Below are 22,953 nucleotides of genomic sequence, written 5' to 3'. Positions count from 1 at the left end.
CGGTCCTACAACTAAACGTAAACGGTTGAATAGCAAAGACGACGGCCTTCGGCCTATCGCTTCGCGGACGGCTACGCCTATTCGACGGGCTCTGCCCTGTTAGTAAAAGCGAACAGCAATAGCGTCTTCTTAGCTCCACCAGCGCAGCGTCATCTCAGCCTTACCAGCGCAGCGTCGTCTTAGCCTTACCAGCGCAGCGTCATCTCAGCCTTACCAGCGAAGCGTCATCTCAGCCTTACCAGCGAAGCGTCTTCTTAGCTCCACCAGCGCAGCGTCATCTCAGCCTTACCAGCGAAGCGTCTTCTTAGCTCCACCAGCGCAGCATCATCTCAGCTTTACCAGCGCAGCATCATCTCAGCCTTACCAGCGCAGCGTCATCTCAGCCTTATCCCTTACGCTCTTCTCGCCTTAATCATCTCTAAGCTGGTATCTAACATACGGTTGGCAAAACCCCACTCGTTATCGCACCACAGCAGTAACTTAACCAGATGACCGGCACTCACTCGGGTCTGAGTGCCATCGACGATGCTGGATCTTGGATCGTGATTGAAGTCACAGGACACCAGAGGCTCATTAGTATAGCCTAAAATGCCTTTATAGAGTCCCGTTGCCGAATCACGAAGCACCTGATTTACATGATCAATATCGACTCTTGAGGCTAAAGTTACCGACACGTCTATGGCGGTAACATTTATCGTTGGCACTCGCACCGAGATAGCTTCAAACTTGTCTTTCATTTGGGGGAGTATTCGCTCTATGCCTCGAGCCAGTTTAGTGTCCACAGGAATGATCGATTGACCCGCGGCTCGTGTACGACGCAGATCATCATGATAGGCATCGATCACCTGTTGATCGTTCATCGCCGAGTGTATGGTGGTGATTGCGCCGCTTTTCACACTAAAGTGTTTATCTAACACCTCGATGACAGGGACAATACAGTTTGTGGTACAGGATGCATTGGACACGACGGTATGCTCAGCCCGTAAAAGTTCATGATTCACGCCGTAGACAATAGTCGCATCTACATCACTCGATGAAGGATGGCTGATGAGTACCTGCTTGGCCCCCGCATGGATGTGAGCCTCACAGCTTGTTCTATCGGATAACACGCCAGTCGCCTCATAGACGATATCGATATCCAGATCCGCCCAGGGCAGTCTGCTGGCATCGCTTTGATGCAGTAACTTGATGACATCATCACCCACATGCAGGTAGTTTTCATCCGTACTCAGTTCTACTTGAGACTGAAAACGTCCATGAGTCGTGTCGTACTTGGTGAGATGAAGAATTGCTTCAGGTTTAGCCAGTTCATTGATAGCGACGATCTGGATCTGATCACGCTTACCTGATTCATAAACGGCACGGAGAATTGAACGGCCGATACGGCCATAACCATTGATTGCAACTCTGATCATTAAGCGCTTATACCCTATAGAAAAATATTGGAATCGACATCTGTAGCTCAACAAGAACCCCATGGGGCTAAGTTAAAGCAGCAATTTCAATTTGCTTATTTCAACATGCTTATTTCAACATATATGTAAAAAGACTATTTTAAAAACTGGCATTTATCAAAGGTCACTGACTGTATTCAATGACCTTTGATAAATATCCACAACAAGCGAGACGTACTCTATCAGATGTAACAACGGCCTACCCCATTATTTGTAGCTTAAAGTAAGCCACATGAGATAAGCCGTTAGTAAGATCACCTAGCCAAATAAGCTAGGTGATGCACCGCTAAATGAACCGATTAAACTAACTCGTTCACTGTAGCAACAACATTTTCAACGGTGAAGCCAAAATGCTTCAACAAGTCAGCACCCGGAGCCGACTCACCGAAGGTAGTCATGCCCACAACAGCGCCGCCGAATCCGACATACTTGTGCCAGAAATCAACGTGAGCCGCTTCGATAGCTACACGCTTAGTCACAGACTTTGGCAGTACAGATTCTCTGTAAGCCGCATCTTGCTTATCGAACTCGTTAGTAGAAGGCATAGAAACCACACGGACCTTGTTACCTTGCTCAGTCAGTGCAGCAGCTGAATCGACAGCCAGTTGAACTTCAGAACCAGTAGCAATTAAGATCAGGTCAGGTGTGCCAGCACAATCGATTAAGGTGTAGCCACCTTTAGCGACGTTAGCTAATTGCTCTGCAGTACGAGCCTGAGCCTTAAGACCCTGACGACTGAAGATGAGTGATGTTGGAGCATCACGACGCTGAATAGCAGACTTCCACGAAACCGCAGTTTCTGCCGCATCACATGGACGCCAAACAGTCATGTTTGGAGTCATACGCAAGTTAGCAAGTTGCTCTACCGGCTGGTGAGTCGGACCGTCTTCACCTTGACCGATAGAGTCGTGAGTATAAACCCAGATATTTTGGATACCCATAAGTGCAGACATACGTACCGCATTACGTGCGTACTCCATAAACATCATGAAAGTTGCACCATAGTTGATGAAACCACCGTGAAGTGATGCACCATTCATGATACCGCTCATACCGAATTCACGTACACCGTAATAGATGTAGTTACCGGCTGGATCGTCTTGAATACCTTTTGAACCAGACCAAAGCGTCAGGTTAGAACCTGCAAGGTCGGCAGAGCCACCTAACATTTCAGGCAAGATAGCAGCGAATGTGCCAATAGAATTTTGTGATGCCTTACGGCTGGCAATGCCTTCAGCCTTGTCTTGACACTCTTGAATGAAAGCTTGTGCTTTCTCTTCAAAATCTGCCGGTAAGTCACCCGTGATCACGCGGCGCTTATATTCTGCGGCAAGTTCAGGGAATGCAGCTTCATAGGCAGCAAACTTGTCATTCCAGCTAGCTTCGTTAGTCGCGCCAGCATCTTTAGCATCCCAACCTGCGTATACATTGTCAGGGATTTCGAAAGGACCGTGATCCCAACCCAAGAATTCACGAGTCGCTGCGATCTCGGCATCACCCAGTGGTGCGCCGTGGCAGTTATGCGTACCTGACTTGTTAGGAGAACCGAAACCGATAACCGTTTTGCAGCAGATCATAGTCGGCTTGTCGGTAACTAACTTAGCAGCTTCGATGGCGGCGCGAATAGCATCGCTATCATGACCGTCAACGCCGGCAATCACATGCCAACCGTAAGCCTCGAAACGCTTTGGCGTATCGTCGGTAAACCAACCTTCGACGTGACCATCGATAGAGATGCCGTTGTCATCCCAAAACATGATGAGCTTGCCAAGACCTAAGGTTCCCGCTAAAGAACAGGCTTCGTGTGAGATGCCTTCCATCAGACAACCGTCACCCAAGAAACAGTAGGTGAAGTGATCGACGATGTCGTGACCAGGTTGGTTGAACTGAGCCGCTAAGGTCTTCTCAGCAATTGCCATACCTACGGCGTTACTGATACCAGCGCCCAGTGGACCTGTGGTCGTTTCAACACCCGGAGTGTAACCATATTCAGGGTGACCCGGTGTCTTAGAGTGCAACTGACGGAACTGTTTAAGCTCTTCGATAGGCAGTGCATAACCTGTCAGATGAAGCAAAGAGTATATAAGCATAGAACCATGGCCGTTTGATAAGACAAAACGGTCACGATCAACCCACTCAGGGTTATTAGGGTTGTGCTTAAGGAAGTCATTCCAAAGCACTTCAGCGATATCAGCCATCCCCATTGGTGCACCTGGGTGACCAGAATTGGCTTTTTGAACGGCATCCATACTTAATGCGCGGATAGCGTTTGCGAGTTCTTTACGAGATGACATGCTCTCTCCTGCTTGGTTTTGAGGTCTAGATCATCGAGCGCCATATCAATCAGCACTTAAATTAGAAATCGATGTTCTACTGCAAATTTTGGAGCCATATTTTCGCCCACATAACAGACGGACGCAAACGATAATTCACCGAATCACAATATTTCCCTGTAAGTCATAGGGGCGAACCGCCATCTTCGAAACATAGGATTCGCCAAACGCCGCTTTTACCTCATTTAAAGCTGAATTAAATTCATCAGTTCTAGTGAAGCTATAACACTGATAACTAAGAGGTTACAACTCAACAGCAAAATATATTTACATATTGAATGTCACAATATGTACTAATAATTAGTGAACGGGGGTGATCGCCGACTCATTTTGAATTAATATAGACGTCTAGATGTAGATACTTCTACACATTCAAATTGTTCAATGACGAGATTTCCCACCATGGCAAAGCACTTGTTTACTTCTGAGTCTGTATCAGAAGGTCATCCAGATAAAATCGCCGATCAGATTTCTGATGCGGTACTAGACGCAATCCTAGAGCAAGACCCTAAGGCTCGTGTCGCCTGCGAAACTTATGTAAAGACCGGTATGGTCATGGTCGGTGGTGAAGTCACGACTTCTGCTTGGGTCGATATCGAAGAGATCACCCGTAAAACAGTACGTGAAATTGGTTACACACATTCTGATATGGGCTTCGATGCCGACTCTTGCGCTATATTAAATGTCATTGGTAAACAGTCTCCAGACATTAACCAAGGTGTTGACCGTGCCGATCCTAAAGATCAAGGTGCCGGTGACCAAGGCTTGATGTTTGGTTATGCCAACAACGAAACCGACGTACTCATGCCAGCCCCTATTACCTATGCTCACGCTCTGGTAAAACGTCAATCAGAAGTACGTAAGAACAAGACTCTACCTTGGTTACGTCCTGACGCTAAAAGCCAAGTTACTTTCGCTTACGAAGACAACAAGATTGTCGGTATTGACGCAGTTGTTCTTTCGACTCAGCATTGCGACAGCGTGAATCAATCTGATCTGATTGAAGGTGTAATGGAAACCATCATCAAGCCAGTACTACCGGCTAAATGGTTATCTAAAGACACTAAATACTTCATCAACCCAACAGGCCGTTTCGTTATCGGTGGTCCAGTAGGTGATTGCGGTCTGACGGGTCGTAAGATCATCGTCGACACTTACGGCGGCATGGCTCGCCACGGTGGTGGTGCATTCTCGGGTAAAGATCCCTCGAAAGTCGATCGCAGTGCAGCATACGCGGCACGTTATGTGGCTAAAAACATAGTTGCTGCGGGTCTTGCCGATCGCTGTGAACTACAAGTTTCCTACGCTATTGGTGTTGCCGAGCCAACCTCTATCAGCATTGAAACCTTCGGTACCTGCAAGGTATCTGAAGAGCTACTAATAGCCTTGGTACGTGAGCACTTCGACCTACGTCCCTATGGCCTGACTGAGATGCTAGATCTGGCTCGCCCAATCTATCAAGCTACAGCGGCATACGGCCACTTCGGCCGTAATGAGTTCCCTTGGGAACGTACCGATAAAGCCGAGGCATTGAAAACGGCTGCTAAGCTATAAATTGGTTTATCCCGTCTAACGACTGTTAAACCCTAAAAACCGCCAAGTGGCGGTTTTTTTTGTGCCTTTAATAGCTCACCTCATCCCCTCGACAATTCTCCCGACCATTTTCATTTTTTACTACAAAATTAGTGATAAATTAAGCTGCAGTTAAGCTAGAACTCGGTAAACTAACACCTCATATTCGCCAATGTATTTATTGGTAACACTTTTTGGGAGAGACTAAGGTTGGAGAGACAATGGGAACTAACATAGGAAAATTGGTACTCCTTGCCCTTTTAATAGGCACTTCACTCTATTGGGGAGCCGATAACTTCACCAGCGGACCCACCAATCTGAAAGATACAGATAAGCTAAAGCTAGAGGCAACAGATGAAAGCGGTGAGCAAACTGCATCACCAGATGTGGCACAACTGAAAAGCAATCATCCACAACTGAGCGACAATATCCCCACCAGCTTGGCTAAAGATGTAGTACTGGACTCACTAGACGATCTTATCGCCCTATTTGATTCATTGGACTACAACACCCAAAGCTGGCTCGACGGTAATCGCGAAGTACCGCGTCTCACCTTCGAAGGTGTCAGCGATAACTGGCATAAGACATCTAACGAAATCCCCGTTCAACAAAAGAAAATGGTTTTTTTCCGACTGATGGCCCCCCTAATTCTTGTGTCTAACGAGAAGATATTGCTAGAGCGTCAGATAATTGAACGAGCCGGGCTTGATGCCCCGGAGCTAAAGCGCATAGCGTTAAAATACCGAGCGATAACGGATAGTAAGCTTCCACTTACCGAGGAGCTGCGCATGAATTTATTAAATCAGGTCGATATATTGCCACCTTCCTTAGTGCTAGCTCAAGCTGCCGAAGAGAGTGGCTGGGCCACCTCAAGATTCACTTTAGAGGGCAATGCATTCTTCGGTCAGTGGGATTTTAGTGGCAACGGCATGATCCCCAAGCAACAGCGTAAAGAGTTAGGTAACTATGGATTGGCAAGATTCGATAGCCCGTTAGCATCGGTAGAAGGTTACATGTTTAACCTAAATACCAATAATGCCTACCTGAAACTACGCCATCTTCGTGCCGAGCTAAGAAAGAGTGAACAAGCAATTACAGGACCGGAGCTCGCCGGTACGTTAGATAAGTACTCGGAACGTGGTCAGGCATACATAGATGGCATTCGTGAGATGATACGTTTTAATAAGTTAGATCAGGTGGATCAAGCTTATCTCAGTAGCAAGGCCCCGCTGCATTTAATCGGTAAGAATCAAGACTAGTTCGGTTCTATAAATTTAAGCGCTAACTTTCAGGTTCGAGTTAGCGCTTAAATCTAGCAATGGTCAAAATGCGCATACTCCATACACATGAATTCAACTTGTTGTAGCGATAATACAGGTACATTCACTTGCCTCAATGAAGACGTCTCTATATGCATGATATCGAGTGTACCTGTAGTAATGGCATGCTCACCTTTGCCATCTGATGGACCAGGCTCCTTAATGTGCTGTACCTTACCATCATGAGTTAGCAGCTGAATCGACGCGCTGTAATCATTGATGAGACCACAATTGATCCAAATCCTTTGCCATTTCACACAGTAAAATTGCTCACTGAACTCGCTCTTATCCCCTTCAATATCCGCGTGGTTATCCCTATGTAGAGTCACTTCATAGGCAATGCCAGACTCAAGTTTAATTGAATCATCTGCTCTCTTCTCCACATCTGCAGAAATAACAGCAATGACTAACTTCATATTATCGAAAGCCGACAGCGACTCTCTGGCATAGGGCGCGAGTAAACGTTGAACTTGCTGTAATATGTGTTTATCTGATCCGGAATTCATAATGACATTACCTGTGGAGGTTAATTCAAGTAGACAAGGCCAGTAAATAATAGTCTCTGTCATCGAAGGTAAAAAAATCCAACACCTGCATCGATGCTTTATTTGTGTGTGCCGAAAATGAAGCCATATTATCTTCGGCGATAAAGGTAAGCATAAATGGGAATTTAACTTGCACCTGAGTTTTTATCTCACTGACCAGAGCTTCAAAAATACCTTGGCCACGATAATCCTTCTTAATCCAGATAGGACCATATTGGCATGAATTACTCTTAGTTAACTTGATCCCGCCAAGGCTGAATTCCTTTATTCTCTTAAGAATATGTCGGTACACAGGCCAAGATTCAAAAAAAGACCAAGTCCCCGCAATCACGTAGCCCACTATTTCACCATTCCCCCATCGAAATCTTCGAGTTTTCGCTCAGCAACACAGATCCAATGGGAGTCAATCAGCTGTCTCAATTCAGCTTCCCCAAAAGCTTGCCCATCTAATGCGTAAGCTTGTGCTCCGTCACTGAGCTCGTCATTAAGATGTATTCGTTCGAGCTCTACCAACTGCTTGAGATCACCCATACGGGCTAGTCTGATGTTCATGGTGCAGGTATTGACCTTTTAATTATGAGTAAACAATTATACCATTCCGAGTAAGTATCTGATCATTCAGCGGGAGTTCAAAGCACTGTAGGCAAGGGCTATATTTGCTCCTGCAATATAGACATTCACCACATCCATGCGGCTTGCGAATGTTTGAAGCTAATAGTTATTCTCGGCAACAAGCTCCTGCGTTGCTCTACCTCCTGCATCCATGCAGTCGTATATCGAGAACATTCAACGTAGCATAAAGGGCTTTGCCCTTTTCTTTAAACATCAGCCGCACTGCGTGAGGCTCTCAGTGTTTCCACTTCGGTGTTACATTGACTTAAAAGGGAATAACCATTTCCTCATCAATGCGCCTTGAATTGAAAAAACTGAGGGCCTCTGAACTGACCAGATACTTATATGGAATGGTATTAGCCATGATTATAACTTAAAACTCTCCAGTGCTAGGTTAATTATCCGCTCTCGGAAAATGCCCAAACACGCCATCCATTTGCATAATGACGTTCTGACTACCACAATTAACGAAATAACATGATGACTTTACCTAGGTTCCCATGCTTCCTGAAAATGTTGATACCAGTATTAGTTTACTTGAAAGTGATAATACCCAGCTAAACTTAGTTCGCTGGATGCACCAGTGCGAATTGATGAAGCGTTATTATGAAGCCGATGTGGTATTTATCATCCAAGAAACCGGGTCCAGCTTTGAAGTTATCGTTAGTTCCATTTGCCAGTCCAGACAGTTTACTACCGGCACTAGCTTCGATAGAGATCATAAAATTTTCCAGCGCCTAGTGCGATCGCTACCCGATGGATTAAATATCGATTTAACTAACCATGACCATGTCGATCTACATGAAGAGTTCGATCAAGCCCAAACCCTATTAACTCGCCCAATTCTCTGGCCCGATGGTACACATTTCGGCTGTATCTGTGTCTTGAATGCCAAAGCATCCACTTCGGCATCTAACTCCTTTATGTTGGAACCTTTTCAGGTGTTGCTTCAACAAGAGCTGACTCTTTACTGCCAAACTCAACGAATAGAATCTTTATCCATGCGTGATAGAGAAACCGGCATGTTGAACCAATATGGTTTCATCATGATGGCACCGAGACAGCTTAGTTTAGGGCGACGTTTCGGCGCCCATGCTGGCATCATCTTCTTCGAACTTTACTCCGCTCACACCATAGAGCATATAGAAGAAAAACATCATAGATTATTGGGAAGCATCATTCAGGATACGATAAGGACTGCAGATATTGCGGCTCACTACAGTGACAATCAGTTTGTTGTGCTGGTCTTTGTCGATTCAGAGAGAGATCTTCTCCACATAGGTAAGCGAGTCGACAAGCTAATTTTTCAACAAAACGATCAACTTAAAGTCGATTCAAGCTGTAATTATTTCACGCCAGACTCGACACTTAAACTCGCCCCCATGCTTGAAAAATCAAAAAAAGGACTGAAATCTGAGCAGCTTAAGTTAGAAGCTCAAGCCGCTAAACTAAAGGCCCCCGCTGTAACCTGAAAAATACACTCTACACATAGGCTTGACGCTTTTCTTCTCAAGCCTAATTTCTGGTGTAAACCCACACTCATTAAGCCATGGTTGAACACTCTGTTCTGCAAAAAACACACATAGCTACATTTTATTAACCTTAGAAATTAAGTATGCTAACCAGCGTCATAACAAAACAAACTCAGAGTAATACTAATTTAAGAACCCTTAACACAGATAAGCATTATTTTAGTTCAGATAAGAATCATTTAACTCAGATAAAAAATAACTAAGAGAGAAGTCTCATGCTAGCCCAAAGCAATCATCACCGACTCTGGCTAAGAGAACAAGATCATCCAGCTATCAACTTGCCAAGATGGCAGCAGCAAATGGATCTTTTGACCAGTTTCTATCGTTCACAAGCGAGCCTGATATTGCAATTATCCGATAATAGCTTTCAAGTTGTTTGCGCTCAGCAGAGCCAAGATTACAAGCTTAATGGGGGACTATTTTTTTCGATGCTGGATTATTAAAGCTGGTTGAATCTCAGAGTGGTTATGGCCAATCTCATGCAAAAGGAAATGAATTTACTTCAGGCCTGTCTCAGTTTCAACATGTGATATGTCAATTAATTTACTGGCCTGATGGGGAACTCTTTGGCTGTATATTGATCTGTGATCCTAATCAGAATAGATTTCAAGAACGTCTCGCCCCTCTGGTAGAAACAACTAAATGTTTAATTCAGGCGGAACTTAAACATTTATTCTTGATGATGAAAGTGCAGATGCTATCGGTACAAGATGAACAGACCTGCATGCTTAATCAATATGGTTTTAGCCTGATGGCACCAAGACAGTTGAGTCTGAGTCGACGTTTTGGCTCTCATGCGGGGATAATCTTAGTCGAAGCTCTTTTCGATGAATCGACAGAAGTACAAACTGAATCAGAAGAGCAGAGGCTGCGCATACTCGCCAGGATAATCCATAGCAGTTTAAGGGATGCGGATGTATCGGCAAGAATAAGTCATAACCAATTTATTATTCTTTGTTTCATCGACAATGAGTCAAACCTTGACTCATTGGTCTTAAGGTTGAAGAAACAATTCGCCAAAGAAGGTCAGAATTTAAACTTAGTCACGGGGCAGAGTTACTTTACTCCAGATACTCAAATCAGCCTTGCTCCTATGCAGCAGCAAGCTATAAAGAGTCTAAACCTAAACCGGATCGAACTACAAAAAACAACAAAATAGCGCTAGTCCGATTAATTTTTAAATTGGACTAATCTTGCTTTTCCTCCTGTGTTCTTGCCCATTGTATAAATAGCACAATGGGAAAGGGTGACATCATTACCGCTCCCAATCCAATCAAGCTAGACACCAACACCATCCCAGATATTTCAAGTGTCATATCGGTAAAAAGATAAGCACCAATGCCGCTAAGAAGCATCAGCAAGCCTATCCAATGTAATAGTTTTAAAGCTTTCATTACACTTTGAGCCCTTATATCGAGTTTTCGCTGTTTATCTTGTTCTAAACTTGCCACAATATAAGCATAAATTTATTGGGATCCCAGTCATGTCTTTAAAATCTTTTTTGATCGCCAGCACATTCTTCGCATTATCCGCCTGTCAAAGTACACCAGAGCCTGAGTCTCTGGAAATAGCACTTGCTGGAACCTGGCATATAGAGGTAATCGCAGGTAACCCTGTCATCGATTACAGTCCGGCTCAACTCATCTTTAGCCAAGAAGGCAAATTGAGTGGTAATAACAGTTGTAATAGCTTCTTTGGTGAATACTCACTGCAAGGCTCATCGATCACACTTTCCCCTGCAGGTCACACGATGAAAGCCTGTGTCGATGCATTGATGAATCAGGAGCAAAGAGTCATGACAGCCATACCCAAGGTCACTTCGGGTCAAATAGTCAAAAGTAAACTTGTATTGAAAGACGCCAATGGAAAAACTCAATTTGTATTGAGTAAGCTCTGAAGCCATTTGAACAGTTGAACTGACTCTCTCTGTATTAAAAGAATCCCGTAAAACAATAAAACCGCCTCATGGCGGTTTTTGGTTATGTGTCACTAAGTTATCTAGATCTAGACTAACGTCTACAGGATTAGGTCTACTGGATTAAGCCATCGAGATCAGGCATCGAAATATCCAGTCTCAACCTCTTGATCGACTTTCATTTTATGAAGTGATGCAGGAGGCTGCTCCCGCGTTATGAGGTAACTCCAATAAGCATCATCAAATCCACGAAAAAGTTGATCCGTTTTCCCTTCAGATTTTAAGATTAACCACCACCAGACAAGCCCCCAGGCACCGAAAGTAACAAGGGTAAGAACGAAGTGAATCAGCTTGTTTTTTTCAAGATTGGTCGGTTCAACTTGGGTCGACTTGGCACCATCACTGTGACTATCTGTCCCTTCTTCCGGAACGAGTCTATCTTGATTAGCTGCCGTTCGCCTAAACAATGAGTGTAAGTCCTCACCTCTGCTTCTGACTCTCACATAACAATGGGAACAAGATTTGACCGCTAAGCGATGAACGCGATATTTATGGTGGACTGATGCCATAGGCGCCTCTTTTTCTTGAGCCGACTTCTCTTGAGCCAATAATAAAAGTCTAGCAGAGATAGGGCCTGTTGACCTTTCATGGTTGTTTTTGCAGCGAGTTGTTGACCTTTTTATACAAGTTGGAGCTTGAGTAGTGTAGTGATTCTACATAAACAAGCGATAACGCGGTAAAGATGGTCAACAAACGCTGCCCTACGGGCTCATCTCAATGGGCTTCTTGCTGTGTTACGAGCTTTTCACCTAATCCATTAGGCGTCATCGCTCGATGCCTTGCATCAAACCCATTAAGATTGAGCAAAACTCAAGCTCGAAAGATAAACAGACCCTGGTACTTTAGTCGAATAAAAAATCAGACATTATTCGCCAAAATAAACTCGTCGACATGCTAGAGTGTCTGCAAATAATGGAGCCTTCTTCCGTGAAATCAAATGTGCAGTCGAGTGTGGAATTAAATATGCAAACAAATGTTCAATTAAGAAAGGGCCAGCAATCGGATCTGCCAGCACTTGTTCGATTCAACCAAGCAATGGCATTGGAAACTGAAAACCTGTCACTGGATGAAGTCCTACTGACAAAGGGGGTAAACGCCTTACTCTCGGAGCCAGAAAAAGGCTTCTATCTAGTCGCCGAATCCGATGGCGAGATAGTGGGTTCTTTGATGGTGACATTCGAATGGAGCGATTGGCGCGCGTTAAATTACTACTGGATCCAGAGCGTTTATATCCGTCCGGAGAATCGCCGCCAGGGTATCTATGGCAAGCTATACCAGCAGGTGAAAAACCTAGCTGCAGAGAATGGTGGCGCTGCGAGTTTCAGACTCTATGTAGAGCAGGAAAATACCAAGGCGCAACAAACTTATCAAGCACTGGGGATGGAGCAGAGTTACTATTTAATGTACGAAGAGAAATAGCGAGAGCGAACGCTTCGCTTCGAGGACGTTCGCGGGAACTAGTTCCCTGCTAGAGCGCTTCGCTGCGAGAAAACGAGAATAAGCGAAGCAACAAGCAACAGCTTGTCGCTTTTGACTCATATTTTCCTCTAAGGCCGTAGCCCTCGCAGTGACGAAGTCACGCTCTCGAAGACCGAAGGTCGCCCTCGCAACTATCTTTTAAGCACAAATACTCGTTACTTTAATGGCTAAACCACCTTGACTGGTTTCACGGTATTTAACGTTCATGTCTTTTCCTGTCTCGTACATGGTTGCTATCACCTTATCTAAGCTGACTCTAGGCTCGCTGTTACGACGCATCGCCATACGCGACGAGTTAATCGCCTTTACTGCGGCAATAGCGTTACGTTCGATACAGGGCACCTGCACTTGGCCCCCAACCGGATCGCAAGTTAACCCTAAGTTGTGCTCCATGCCAATTTCCGCGGCAATGCACACCTGAGAAGGACTAGCCCCCATGATCTCAGACAAACCTGCAGCAGCCATAGAACACGCCACACCGACCTCCCCCTGACAGCCCACTTCGGCGCCCGAGATAGATGCGTTGCGTATATAGAGTGAGCCTACCGCGGCTGCCGCCAGGTAGAAGCGGGTATATTCTTGCTCGCCCATTGGCTGAATATACTTATCAAAATAAGCCATAACCGCAGGGATAATACCTGCTGCACCATTGGTCGGTGATGTCACCACCCGCCCACCAGCCGCATTCTCTTCACTGACGGCCAAGGCAAACATATTGACCCAGTCGATGACCACCATAGGGTCTGCAGAAAGTCTCTCATTCGTCATCAGCTGACGATAAAGCGCTGCCGCTCGTCTCGGTACTCTAAGAGGGCCATCGAGCACTCCCTCGGTTGTCTGCCCTTTTTCTATGCCGGCTTTCATCACATCCCAGACAGCACCGAAACCTTCATAGATGGCCTCTTCACTGTTAAACACCTTCTCATTTTCCATCATCAAGGCGCTGATGCTCATGCCCGACTCGGTACATTGCTCGAGTAATTCAGATGCATAGGCGTAGGGATAAGGCACTAAAACATCATTGGCCGCCGTTAAACCGAAGTGCTCTTCATCAACGATAGAGCCACCACCGGTTGAGTAGTAGGTCTTACTGAAGATACAATTATCTTTAACCCAGGCATGAATCGACATGCCATTCTCATGGAGTTGCAATGCATGCTTATGGAAGGTGACGGCATCTCGCGGAAAGTCGACCCTGCGGGCCTCTGTACCTAACAAGAGACTGGTGCTCTGCTCAATCTCACTGATGATGGCAGGAATTGACTCAATATCGACGCTCTCGGGGCTGTTGCCGCCTAAGCCCATCATAATAGCGATATCCGTGTGATGACCCTTGCCGGTTAACGAGAGTGAGCCGTAAATATCGACACTCATGCGGGTAACAGACTTTAGCTCGCCACGTTGACGCAACTCATCGACAAATTCTTTGGCGGCCTTCATCGGCCCGACGGTATGCGAGCTCGATGGACCCACACCTATCTTAAAAATATCAAATGCGCTAAACATAGATTTACCTCTTAATTCATGAGTGGAAGGTGAAATGAGGAGGGTCAGTCCCAAAGATTGAAACTGACCCGAATAACCAAACGTTATGAAAGGATGAAAACGGAGAACTTAAGACAACATACCGAACAGAATGGCTGTCATTGCCAGCACACCCGCAATAACAACGAAGATATTGCTGATACGGCCGCGGTAGGCCTTAAGTGCAGGTACCTTGTAGATAGCATACATAGGCATCAGATAAAGAATCGCGGCGATGATTGGACCACCAAGTGCCTCAATCATACCTAAGATACTTGGGTTGATGATGGCCACGCCCCAGATGGTGACGAACATGAACACAAGGATAAACTTATCTACTTTCTTGTCTGACACTTGCTTATTGCTGCTACGTAGCTGCTTAGTGATAATGCCCTTCATGCCTTCTGTCGCACCCATGTAGTGGCCGAAGAAAGAAGAAACGATGGCAATCACAGCTATGATAGGACCAAAGTAGCTGACGAAGCCGCTTGAGTGAATGTTAGCCAGATAAGAAAGAATCGGTAAGTTTTGCGCCTTAGACTCGGCAAGTTGTGCCGGACTCAAAGAGAGAACACAAGAGAACACGAACAACATGACGAAACCCACTAACATCATACTGGTATTACGCAGTATCACATCGGCTTTCTTTGATGCATCTTTACCATGTTCGCGCTTGAGTGCCACAGAGAACTGAGAAATAGCTGGAGAATGGTTAAAGGCAAACACTAATACCGGAATAGTTAGCCATACGGTCCCCAGGAAGTCGCCCGCTGACGGAACCTGCGTCAAGGCATCCATTTTCCAGCTTGGAATCAGGTACAGGGACATAAAGACTAAAATACCCACCAGAGGGTAAACCAGAAACTGAGTCACCTTCAGCATTAACTTCTCACCAGATACCATCACAGACATCATGGCAAGGATAAGCAAGCCAGATAATATCCAACGTGGAGGCGATGCCATACCGAGCTGATTAACGATAAAACTGTCTACGGTATTGGTAATACCCACACCATAGATCAATACAATCGGGAAGATAGCAAAGAAATAGAGCAAGGTGATCGCCTTACCGGCACCGACACCAAAAAACTCTTCGACCACATCGGTAATGTCACTGCCCGGCTTCTCAGAGGCGCAGACAAAACGTGACAAGCCACGATGAGCTAGATAAGTCATAGGACCTATAACCAAGGCCATCATCACCAACGGCCAGAAACCGCCCATACCTGCATTTATTGGAAGAAAAAGGATACCAGCACCAACGGCTGTACCGAACAGACTCAACATCCAAGTCGTATCTTTACGTGTCCAGCTCTGACTGACGGCTGGGTTTACTTGGGTTCCGGTTCCATTGACTGGAGAGACGGTCGATTCTTTCTGCATAAACATTACCTTTGAGGTGTTCTACACCTTTGGTTTTCCAGAAGCCACTCCACCTAAAACCATTTTCAAAGGGGAAGCAGCTATAAATTTCAAGGCCAGATTATAGAACTCAAGCCATGAAAAATTGATCTGGAACGGGGTTTTATCATCAAATTTCAGAACAAGTTCATAATGAGAGCTATGTCTAAATTATCATGGGCTAAATCTTTATTCTGACCCCACCCCCGCAACCAAATCGAACCTAAAATTAACACTTAAAGCACATATATTACCTATTGGTGATATTAGAAAATTTATTCAAGAAGGCGGCAAGGTGAGGCGGGTCGCAAATAATAGCAGATCTGATGGGTGGCACCGCACAAACTTCATGAAACATGAGTGAGATCACAGGCTTTTTCACTAGCTCAGCCCAAAAGTTAAACGTGATCCACTATACATTTGGTAAAAAGCAAAAGGTGATCTAGATCTGGTATCAGTTTTTCTAAGCCAAATTAGAAAGCCTTGATACATCTCCACCAACAAATTCAAGGCTCACCGCCCGTAATAAAATAGGCGTAAATTTGGTATCATCCCCCCAGGTTGATTGGAATGAATAAGAAAATGCAACGGATAACTAAATTAAAGAAGATCAGAGTATTAGTCGGCTCGAAAAACCCGGTGAAAGTAAACGCGGCCAAAATCGCTATCTGCCAACTGTTTCCGGATATTGATATCGAATGTATTGGTATGCACGCCCCATCAGGCGTACCGGACCAACCCATGACAGATTTTGAAACCCGCGAAGGCGCCATAAACCGTGTTAAATATTGCCGAAATTTTTCCGCTACGGCGGCGAAGCAACCTGATGGCGAGTCAGTTGCCGAACTCTTTATCGCAATGGAAGGCGGCGTCGATAATTTCGAATACGGGCCAGCCACGTTCGCCTATACTGTGGTTGCCACTCAGAACCAGCTTTCCGTTGGACGTAGCGCACAACTCCCCATATCTCAATCTATCTATAAGTCACTGGTTGCCGGTGAGGAGCTGGGAGATGTGATGGATAAACTATTCAACACTAACAACATTAAGCAACAAGGTGGGGCAATTGGCCTATTAACCCAAGGGCATGCCACCAGAGAGAGTGTCTATACTCAGGCATTAATCTTAGCCATGGCCCCCATGCTAAATCCTGAGCTTTATCTCGATTAACTGTTTCAACCCCCTTTTAATGCAAGCAATCGACTTTCATTAGCAATTGCTTGCATTCTCCTCCATGAGCAATTAGGTTAGTCACTAACTTGATACACTTCATACTAGCCGTTTAGCTTTGTGCGCTGAATCTGGCGCGTGCACTTAATGTTAGTGATCACGCATCACATTATACTTGTTAATCGCAACTTAACTCCTCCTAGAACACAAAGCCATTACTCCCTACTTGCAATTTGTTGAATACCCCCCTAGGTTAGATGTTAGTCGCAACCATATTCATCCAGTGTCGGCAGTCAGCTTTGGATGAAGAACGTTATTTCTGACCAAAATAACCAATGTCTATTCAGACAAGATAAATTGCAGGAACAGGGTATGACAGAAGATAATAGACCAAGCAATCAACAAGGTTCTACACTCAGAACCGTATCTCGCCATATTGTGCGACAACTCGGCATGCTTAACTCAGCCTGTGGCGACCTTCCTCTATCTCCTGTTCAGGCCCATGCGCTTATCGAAGTCAGCCACGGCGCAATATCGATTAAAAAATTGGCGCAAATCCTTAATATCGATAAATCCAACGCCAGTCGTGCCGTCAGCCATCTGGTTGAGAAGCGATTTGCTTCTACCAAGAGTAATCCCAGAGACAGCCGCAGCCTACTGGCTCACCTGACGCCTCAAGGGCGTAAATTATTACAGAAGTTAGATCATCAGCAAAATATCATCTTCAATGAAATCTTATCCCAGTTATCTTCCTCCGAAACCCAGCAGATTGAGATTGCAATGACCCTATATCACAAGGCCATTGATCGTTCCCGGCTTCAGCAGGAATATACGCTTAGGGTAATGACCCCAGAAGATAATGCCTCTATGGCCGAAGTGATACGCACGGTCTCAGCAGAATATGGCCTCACCTCAGATAAAGGTTATAGCGTAGCGGATCCCACCTTAGACATTCTTAGTGAACAATACCAAGCAAGTGATGCCTGCTATTGGGTCATAGAGAAAGAAGGTGAACTCTTAGGTGGAGGAGGAATTGCACCTTTAACCATAAATACACCAACAGCAAATCAAGAGCGGGTATGTGAACTACAGAAGATGTATTTCAGCCAAACACTTAGAGGCAAAGGATTTGCTAAACGCCTGGCTTATCTGGCGCTCGACTTTGCCCGTGAACAGGGATTTAACGCCTGTTACTTGGAAACTACCGCGGATCTCAATGAAGCAGTCAAACTGTATGAGTCTATCGGATTCAAACATCTGGACTCTCCTCTGGGTGATACAGGACACGATGCCTGCGAGATGCCTATGTTGTTAAAGTTATAAAAGGTTCTAGATCTTAGGTCCTAGAAACTAATACCATTCCATATAAGTATCTGGTCAGTTCAGAGACTCTCAGTTTTTTCAATTCAAGGCACATTGGTGAGAAAATGGTTATTCCCTTTTAAGTCAATGAAACGCAGAAGTTGAAACACTGAGAGCCTCACGCAGTGCGGGTTTCAAAACCCTTTATGCTACGTTGAATGTTCTCGATATAGAGTAACTATTAGCTTCAAACATCCGCCTTGCCTACAGCGCTTTGAACTCCCGCTGAATGATCCGATACTTACTCGGAATGGTATAAGATCTTTATTTCCCTAGTCTTTCCTCTGAAAGCTTGTTAGCTTCGAATGACAGTGAGCGCACTCTTGAGCCAAAATATGCGCCCAAATAACAAGCTAAAGTAACCGTGGAGATTTTATGGAATATCGTCGTATCCCACATTCCAACCTTGAAGTCAGTGAACTCTGTTTAGGTACCATGACCTGGGGTGAGCAGAACACACAAGCCGAAGCCTTCTCTCAGCTAGATTACGCCATAGGCGAAGGCATTAACTTTATCGACACAGCCGAGATGTACCCGGTTCCTCCCAAGGCTGATACTCAGGGCGAGACCGAGAGAATCCTGGGTAACTATCTTAAAAAAAGTGGTCACCGAGACAACTTGATCATCGCCACTAAAGTATCCGCTCCGGGGTCTAAGAGTGACTACATACGGCCGAATATGGCTCTGGATTGGCGCAATATACACCAAGCCGTCGATGCCAGCCTGGAGCGACTCAAGATCGACACCATAGATCTGTATCAGATCCATTGGCCAGACAGAAACACCAACTTCTTCGGTGAGTTATCCTACCAACAGGTCGATGACAACGAGCAACAGACTCCTATCATAGAGACCTTAGAAGCCCTAGCCTCTTTAGTGACGGCAGGAAAAATCCGTTATATCGGTGTCTCCAATGAAACCCCTTGGGGCTTGATGAAGTATCTACAGCTCGCCGAGAAACACGAGCTCCCTAGAGTCGTCAGCGTACAAAACCCCTATAACTTGCTCAACCGCAGTTTTGAGGTCGGCATGGCAGAGGTAAGCCATCGCGAAGAAGTGCCCTTACTGGCCTATTCTCCCTTGGCATTTGGCGCACTGACGGGAAAATACCTGGACGATAAATGGCCCCAGGGCGCCAGACTCACCCTGTTTAAGCGCTTCTCTCGTTATACGGGCACACAAATAGCGCTCGAAGCCACCAAGGCCTATGTAGAACTTGCACGTGAATTCAAGCTGAGTCCGGCGCAGATGTCACTCGCCTTCGTCACCTCACGCAAATTTGTCGCCTCAAACATCATAGGTGCCACCAATCTTAAACAGCTGAAAGAGAATATCGACAGCATCAACACCTGTATATCTCCAGAGCTAATGGTAAGGCTAGATGAGCTGGCACAAATCTATCGACTGCCTTGTCCTTAACAGGATGATAAAGAGTCGTATAAAGAAACTAGGCTAACTTTCTACAGAAGCAGTAGACGAAATGCTGTTCGCTGCCATCTGGGGTTTGATGGGACTCTTTCTCATGGCCGAGCAAAGAGAAAGGTTCTCCAAATTCTTCATGGAGTTCATCGGCGCTATAACGCTTTACGGGAAGGCCACTGCACATGGTGGGGCCATTCTCGGCAAACGTGGCCACGATAACTACACCGCCGGGCTTTACAGCATGCAGCACGGCTTTCACATAGGCCTGACGCTCCTCGAGAGTATTGAGAAAGTGAAACACAGCCCTATCATGCCAGACATCATAGCCGTGATGGGGGTATTCGGCCTCAATCACATTAGCCTCAAGCCAAGTCACATTCGACGCCTGCTCGCCCAGCCTGTTTTGAGCTTTAGCGAGCGCCGCCGCAGAAAGATCGAGTACCGTAATATTGCGATAGCCGTTAGCTAAAAGATCATCGACGAGTGTAGAGGCTCCCCCTCCGACATCTATGATTGAGGCGCTCTTGCTTGCATCCGAATTCTGGATCAATTTCAATGAGAGCTTTGCATGTTCTTGAAACCAACTGACCTCAGCTTCATCTTTGCTTGAGTAGACCTTTTCCCAATGTGCTTTCGATTGCATTTTCACTCCCTAGGTAACTTTCATCTCTAATACCAATCGATATAAGAAAGTGGTCAACTCAGAGTTATTTTTGGCTGCATAATTCAAGGCGAAAGAGTGAGGGAATGGTGATCCCTTTTGAACTCATTCAACACAGAAGTAGGCTGCCAAAAACACTCCTGAAAGGCGAGTTTTAGCACTTCCGATCGGCGTTAACGAGCTTAAACGTAGAATAACTATGTTCCTCACTCGTTGCCTTGCCTCTGAAGCGCTAAACTCTCGCTGAGTGACCACACCTTTATACCGATTGGTATAACCAAACTCTAGCAAAAGATGGTCTGAAAAGATTGCTAAAAAATGCAACCAAAATACGCAAGTAAGCCATGCAGATAATCCGCATCAAAAGCCACTTGCATTAGTCGCCTAAATCTCCGAAGATCTAAGAGCCTTTTTACCCGATGAACTACCGGATCCGAACAATGGACTTTCCCCAGTTGCGTGCTCAATTTCCTACACTCGAGCAGACCTTAGAGGGATACCCTCTGTGTTATCTGGACACGGCAGCGACCAGCCAAAAACCCAAGTGTGTCATAGATGCCATGACTCAGTATTATCATAAAGATAACGCCAATGTTCACCGGGCCGCTCACCAACTCTCATCCAGAGCCACATCTCAATATGAGGCGGTGCGCGAACAGCTAAAAGGCTTTATCAAGGCCAGTCGCCGCGAAGAGATAATCTTCACCCACGGCACCACTGAATCGATAAATATGGTCGCACATGGTCTGATTAATCAGACAAAATCTGGCGATATCATCTTAATAGACACAGCCGCCCATCATGCCAATATCGTCCCCTGGCAAGAACTCGCCAAGCGCAGCGGCGCCATCATCAAGCCCATCCCGCTGACAGAGGATTGCCAACTCGATGAACAAGCCTATGAAGCACTACTCGAACAAAAGCCTGCCATCGTCGCTCTGTGCCATGTTTCCAACGCACTAGGCACACTTAATCCGGTGAATCATTTAGTCGCGAAAGCTAAGGCCGCCGGTGCTATTACCTTGGTCGACGGAGCTCAGGCTATCGCCCATCTGGAAATCGATGTACAGGCGATAGATTGTGATTTCTATGTATTCTCCGGCCACAAGATGTATGGCCCGACGGGGATAGGCGTGCTCTATGGCCGTTTCGATATTCTGGATAAGCTCGAGCCTATGATGACAGGCGGCGAGATGATCAAGACCGTCAGCTTCGATGCCACCGAGTTTAATATCTTACCCAACAGACTCGAGGCAGGAACACCGCCCATAGCCGAGGTTATCGGGCTTGGTGCAGCCATCGAGTTTATACAAAATCTACCTAAAGCTGAGACGGCCCAACGTGAGCAGGAACTGCTGACTTATCTGCAAACTCAGTTAGCTAATTTGGGCGACATAAAGCTCTATGGTGCCCACGAAAACAATATCGGCGCAGTCGCCTTTAACTTGGCCGATGAACATCACCAGGATGTGGGGATCTTGCTGGATCAACAAGGCATCGCCGTCCGCTGTGGCCACCACTGCGCCATGCCTCTGATGCAGAGTTTAGCGATCAAGGGCTGCTGCCGGGCATCCATAGGCGTCTATACCAGTAAAGAAGATATCGATCGCTTCATAGAGGCGCTAACGTCGGTAAAAGAAATGTTGTTAGAATAAGGGTCTAGGCTCGAATATTAGAGATTCTAGGTTCGAGCAAGTTATTTAAACATCATTCAAGGTAACTAATTCAGGTCAATTTTATGAGCTCAGCAGTACAGCCCGCCACAGAGACATTTTTAGCCCTTAAGTTCGATAGCGGTGAAATATTGCCTAGATTCGACAATGCCAACAACTGGCAGGAGCGCTATCGTCAGATAATGCTCCTGGGCAAGACCTTACCTAAGCTAGAAGATGAGTTTCGTGTGGAGCAGGCCCAAGTCAGGGGCTGTGAGAGTAATGCCTGGCTCTATCATAGTGAAATAGACGGCAAGCATTACTATCTCGCCGACAGCGACGCCCGCATAGTCAAAGGCCTGGTCGCACTACTGCTAACTGCTTGTCACGGCAAGAGCGCAGACGAGATAGCGGCGTTCGATATAGAGGCCTACTTCGACCGACTAGGCTTAACCGGACAGCTCAGCCCCTCACGCACCAATGGTTTGTTTGCCTTGGCTAAGGCAATTAAAACATCAGTCTAATTGACTTGTTGGATAACAAGTTTCAAATATCTTTTTTGATTGGGTTCATTGGGCTTTATTGGTATTTGATTATTGCCTGGTAAGCATAGCTTCATTGGTATCTATTGCTTGCAGCAGGCTCACATGTAAATACTTCTGTGGGACGCTGGCTCTTGATCTCATAAGAAGTGTCCCTATACGCTCTGCGGTTTCAAACAACTTCCATGTTTAAAGGCCAGTTCGGCATCCTAGTCTCTCGTTCGGAGAGTATCACTTCGTCACGGAAGGTCACAGCCGCGTTCACACCTGCTATGGCTTAGAAAAAAGTGCTTCTTCGATTTTAGCTTTACTGGCTGGTAACTCGTTTCTAGCCAGAAGCGTGTTCACTTGTTGGATAACAAGTTTCAAATATCTTTTTAAGTTGGGTTCATGGTACT

Annotated in this window: 20 protein-coding genes and 1 pseudogene; 12 read left to right on the top strand and 9 right to left on the bottom strand. The window is 45.7% G+C overall.

Features of this window, described 5'->3' with window-relative positions:
- Nucleotides 1-392: 392 nt before the first annotated feature.
- Together epd and tkt are read right to left on the bottom strand one after the other, a co-directional pair.
- Nucleotides 393-1,415: an erythrose-4-phosphate dehydrogenase gene (gene epd, locus FM037_RS05330; RefSeq protein ID WP_144045145.1), complete on the bottom strand. Its 1,023-nt coding sequence runs from the start codon at nt 1,413-1,415 to the stop codon at nt 393-395.
- A gap of 338 nt (nt 1,416-1,753) precedes the next feature.
- Nucleotides 1,754-3,748: a transketolase gene (tkt, locus tag FM037_RS05325; protein ID WP_144045144.1), complete on the bottom strand. Its 1,995-nt coding sequence runs from the start codon at nt 3,746-3,748 to the stop codon at nt 1,754-1,756.
- 441 nt (nt 3,749-4,189) lie between these two features.
- Between tkt and metK the strand changes: the two genes are divergently transcribed.
- Together metK and FM037_RS05315 are read left to right on the top strand one after the other, a co-directional pair.
- Nucleotides 4,190-5,341, top strand: coding sequence for a methionine adenosyltransferase (gene metK, locus FM037_RS05320; RefSeq protein WP_144045143.1), 1,152 nt, complete (start codon nt 4,190-4,192; stop codon nt 5,339-5,341).
- Between the two features lie 239 nt (nt 5,342-5,580).
- Entirely contained in the window at nt 5,581-6,618 is a 1,038-nt protein-coding gene (locus FM037_RS05315) for a glucosaminidase domain-containing protein (RefSeq protein ID WP_144045142.1), read from the top strand.
- Nucleotides 6,619-6,671: 53 nt separating this feature from the next.
- On the opposite strand, the gene FM037_RS05310 is transcribed toward FM037_RS05315, so the two are convergent.
- A complete protein-coding gene (locus tag FM037_RS05310; protein ID WP_144045141.1) occupies nt 6,672-7,184 on the bottom strand; it encodes a hypothetical protein in 513 nt (170 codons plus the stop codon).
- A 25-nt stretch (nt 7,185-7,209) separates the two neighbouring features.
- Nucleotides 7,210-7,775 (bottom strand): annotated as a pseudogene (locus FM037_RS05305) (N-acetyltransferase family protein).
- Nucleotides 7,776-8,335: 560 nt separating this feature from the next.
- Here FM037_RS05305 and FM037_RS05300 point away from each other — a divergent pair.
- From FM037_RS05300 to FM037_RS30090, 3 genes are all read left to right on the top strand, one after another.
- On the top strand, nt 8,336-9,307 hold the full coding sequence (locus tag FM037_RS05300) for a GGDEF domain-containing protein (protein WP_144045140.1): 972 nt from the start codon (nt 8,336-8,338) through the stop codon (nt 9,305-9,307).
- A gap of 275 nt (nt 9,308-9,582) precedes the next feature.
- The gene (locus FM037_RS30095) at nt 9,583-9,810 is read left to right on the top strand and encodes a hypothetical protein (protein ID WP_324617108.1); all 228 of its coding nucleotides are present in this window, start codon (nt 9,583-9,585) and stop codon (nt 9,808-9,810) included.
- Nucleotides 9,811-9,944: 134 nt separating this feature from the next.
- Complete coding sequence (locus tag FM037_RS30090; protein ID WP_324617107.1) at nt 9,945-10,526, top strand: nucleotidyl cyclase domain-containing protein; 582 nt, start codon at nt 9,945-9,947, stop codon at nt 10,524-10,526.
- A 28-nt stretch (nt 10,527-10,554) separates the two neighbouring features.
- Here FM037_RS30090 and FM037_RS05290 read toward each other — a convergent pair whose 3' ends face one another.
- Nucleotides 10,555-10,761 (bottom strand): hypothetical protein, encoded by a 207-nt coding sequence (locus FM037_RS05290; protein WP_144048837.1) that lies wholly within the window; start codon nt 10,759-10,761, stop codon nt 10,555-10,557.
- Nucleotides 10,762-10,850: 89 nt separating this feature from the next.
- Between FM037_RS05290 and FM037_RS05285 the strand changes: the two genes are divergently transcribed.
- Nucleotides 10,851-11,264, top strand: coding sequence for an META domain-containing protein (locus tag FM037_RS05285; RefSeq protein WP_144045139.1), 414 nt, complete (start codon nt 10,851-10,853; stop codon nt 11,262-11,264).
- Nucleotides 11,265-11,419: 155 nt separating this feature from the next.
- On the opposite strand, the gene FM037_RS05280 is transcribed toward FM037_RS05285, so the two are convergent.
- Nucleotides 11,420-11,749: a DUF4234 domain-containing protein gene (locus FM037_RS05280; protein WP_229381221.1), complete on the bottom strand. Its 330-nt coding sequence runs from the start codon at nt 11,747-11,749 to the stop codon at nt 11,420-11,422.
- Between the two features lie 556 nt (nt 11,750-12,305).
- Here FM037_RS05280 and FM037_RS05275 point away from each other — a divergent pair.
- A complete protein-coding gene (locus FM037_RS05275; protein ID WP_144045137.1) occupies nt 12,306-12,761 on the top strand; it encodes a GNAT family N-acetyltransferase in 456 nt (151 codons plus the stop codon).
- Nucleotides 12,762-12,959: 198 nt separating this feature from the next.
- Here the strand turns inward: FM037_RS05275 and FM037_RS05270 are convergent, their stop codons facing one another.
- Nucleotides 12,960-14,327 (bottom strand): L-serine ammonia-lyase, encoded by a 1,368-nt coding sequence (locus tag FM037_RS05270; RefSeq protein ID WP_144045136.1) that lies wholly within the window; start codon nt 14,325-14,327, stop codon nt 12,960-12,962.
- Between the two features lie 108 nt (nt 14,328-14,435).
- The gene (locus FM037_RS05265; RefSeq protein ID WP_144045135.1) at nt 14,436-15,728 is read right to left on the bottom strand and encodes a serine/threonine transporter; all 1,293 of its coding nucleotides are present in this window, start codon (nt 15,726-15,728) and stop codon (nt 14,436-14,438) included.
- 600 nt (nt 15,729-16,328) lie between these two features.
- Between FM037_RS05265 and yjjX the strand changes: the two genes are divergently transcribed.
- The 3 genes from yjjX (at nt 16,329) to FM037_RS05250 (ending at nt 19,697) form a co-directional block, all read left to right on the top strand.
- Nucleotides 16,329-16,916, top strand: coding sequence for an inosine/xanthosine triphosphatase (gene yjjX, locus FM037_RS05260; protein WP_144048836.1), 588 nt, complete (start codon nt 16,329-16,331; stop codon nt 16,914-16,916).
- 372 nt (nt 16,917-17,288) lie between these two features.
- A complete protein-coding gene (locus FM037_RS05255) occupies nt 17,289-18,239 on the top strand; it encodes a GNAT family N-acetyltransferase (RefSeq protein WP_144045134.1) in 951 nt (316 codons plus the stop codon).
- A 414-nt stretch (nt 18,240-18,653) separates the two neighbouring features.
- Nucleotides 18,654-19,697 carry an NADP(H)-dependent aldo-keto reductase gene (locus FM037_RS05250; RefSeq protein ID WP_144045133.1) on the top strand — a complete coding sequence of 348 codons (1,044 nt, stop codon included), beginning with the start codon at nt 18,654-18,656 and terminating at the stop codon, nt 19,695-19,697.
- Between the two features lie 28 nt (nt 19,698-19,725).
- Here the strand turns inward: FM037_RS05250 and FM037_RS05245 are convergent, their stop codons facing one another.
- Nucleotides 19,726-20,343, bottom strand: a complete 618-nt coding sequence (locus FM037_RS05245; protein WP_144045132.1) for a class I SAM-dependent methyltransferase — start codon at nt 20,341-20,343, stop codon at nt 19,726-19,728.
- Between the two features lie 458 nt (nt 20,344-20,801).
- Here FM037_RS05245 and FM037_RS05240 point away from each other — a divergent pair, with 458 nt between their 5' ends.
- Together FM037_RS05240 and FM037_RS05235 are read left to right on the top strand one after the other, a co-directional pair.
- The gene (locus FM037_RS05240) at nt 20,802-22,016 is read left to right on the top strand and encodes a cysteine desulfurase (protein WP_144045131.1); all 1,215 of its coding nucleotides are present in this window, start codon (nt 20,802-20,804) and stop codon (nt 22,014-22,016) included.
- Between the two features lie 83 nt (nt 22,017-22,099).
- A complete protein-coding gene (locus tag FM037_RS05235; RefSeq protein ID WP_144045130.1) occupies nt 22,100-22,537 on the top strand; it encodes a SufE family protein in 438 nt (145 codons plus the stop codon).
- Nucleotides 22,538-22,953: the final 416 nt, after the last annotated feature.

Origin of the sequence: Shewanella psychropiezotolerans (assembly GCF_007197555.1) — a bacterium.
GTDB classification, from domain to species: Bacteria; Pseudomonadota; Gammaproteobacteria; order Enterobacterales; family Shewanellaceae; genus Shewanella; species Shewanella psychropiezotolerans.
The sequence above is the reverse complement of the archived record's forward strand: the minus strand, read 5'-3'. Positions and strand labels throughout refer to the sequence as shown.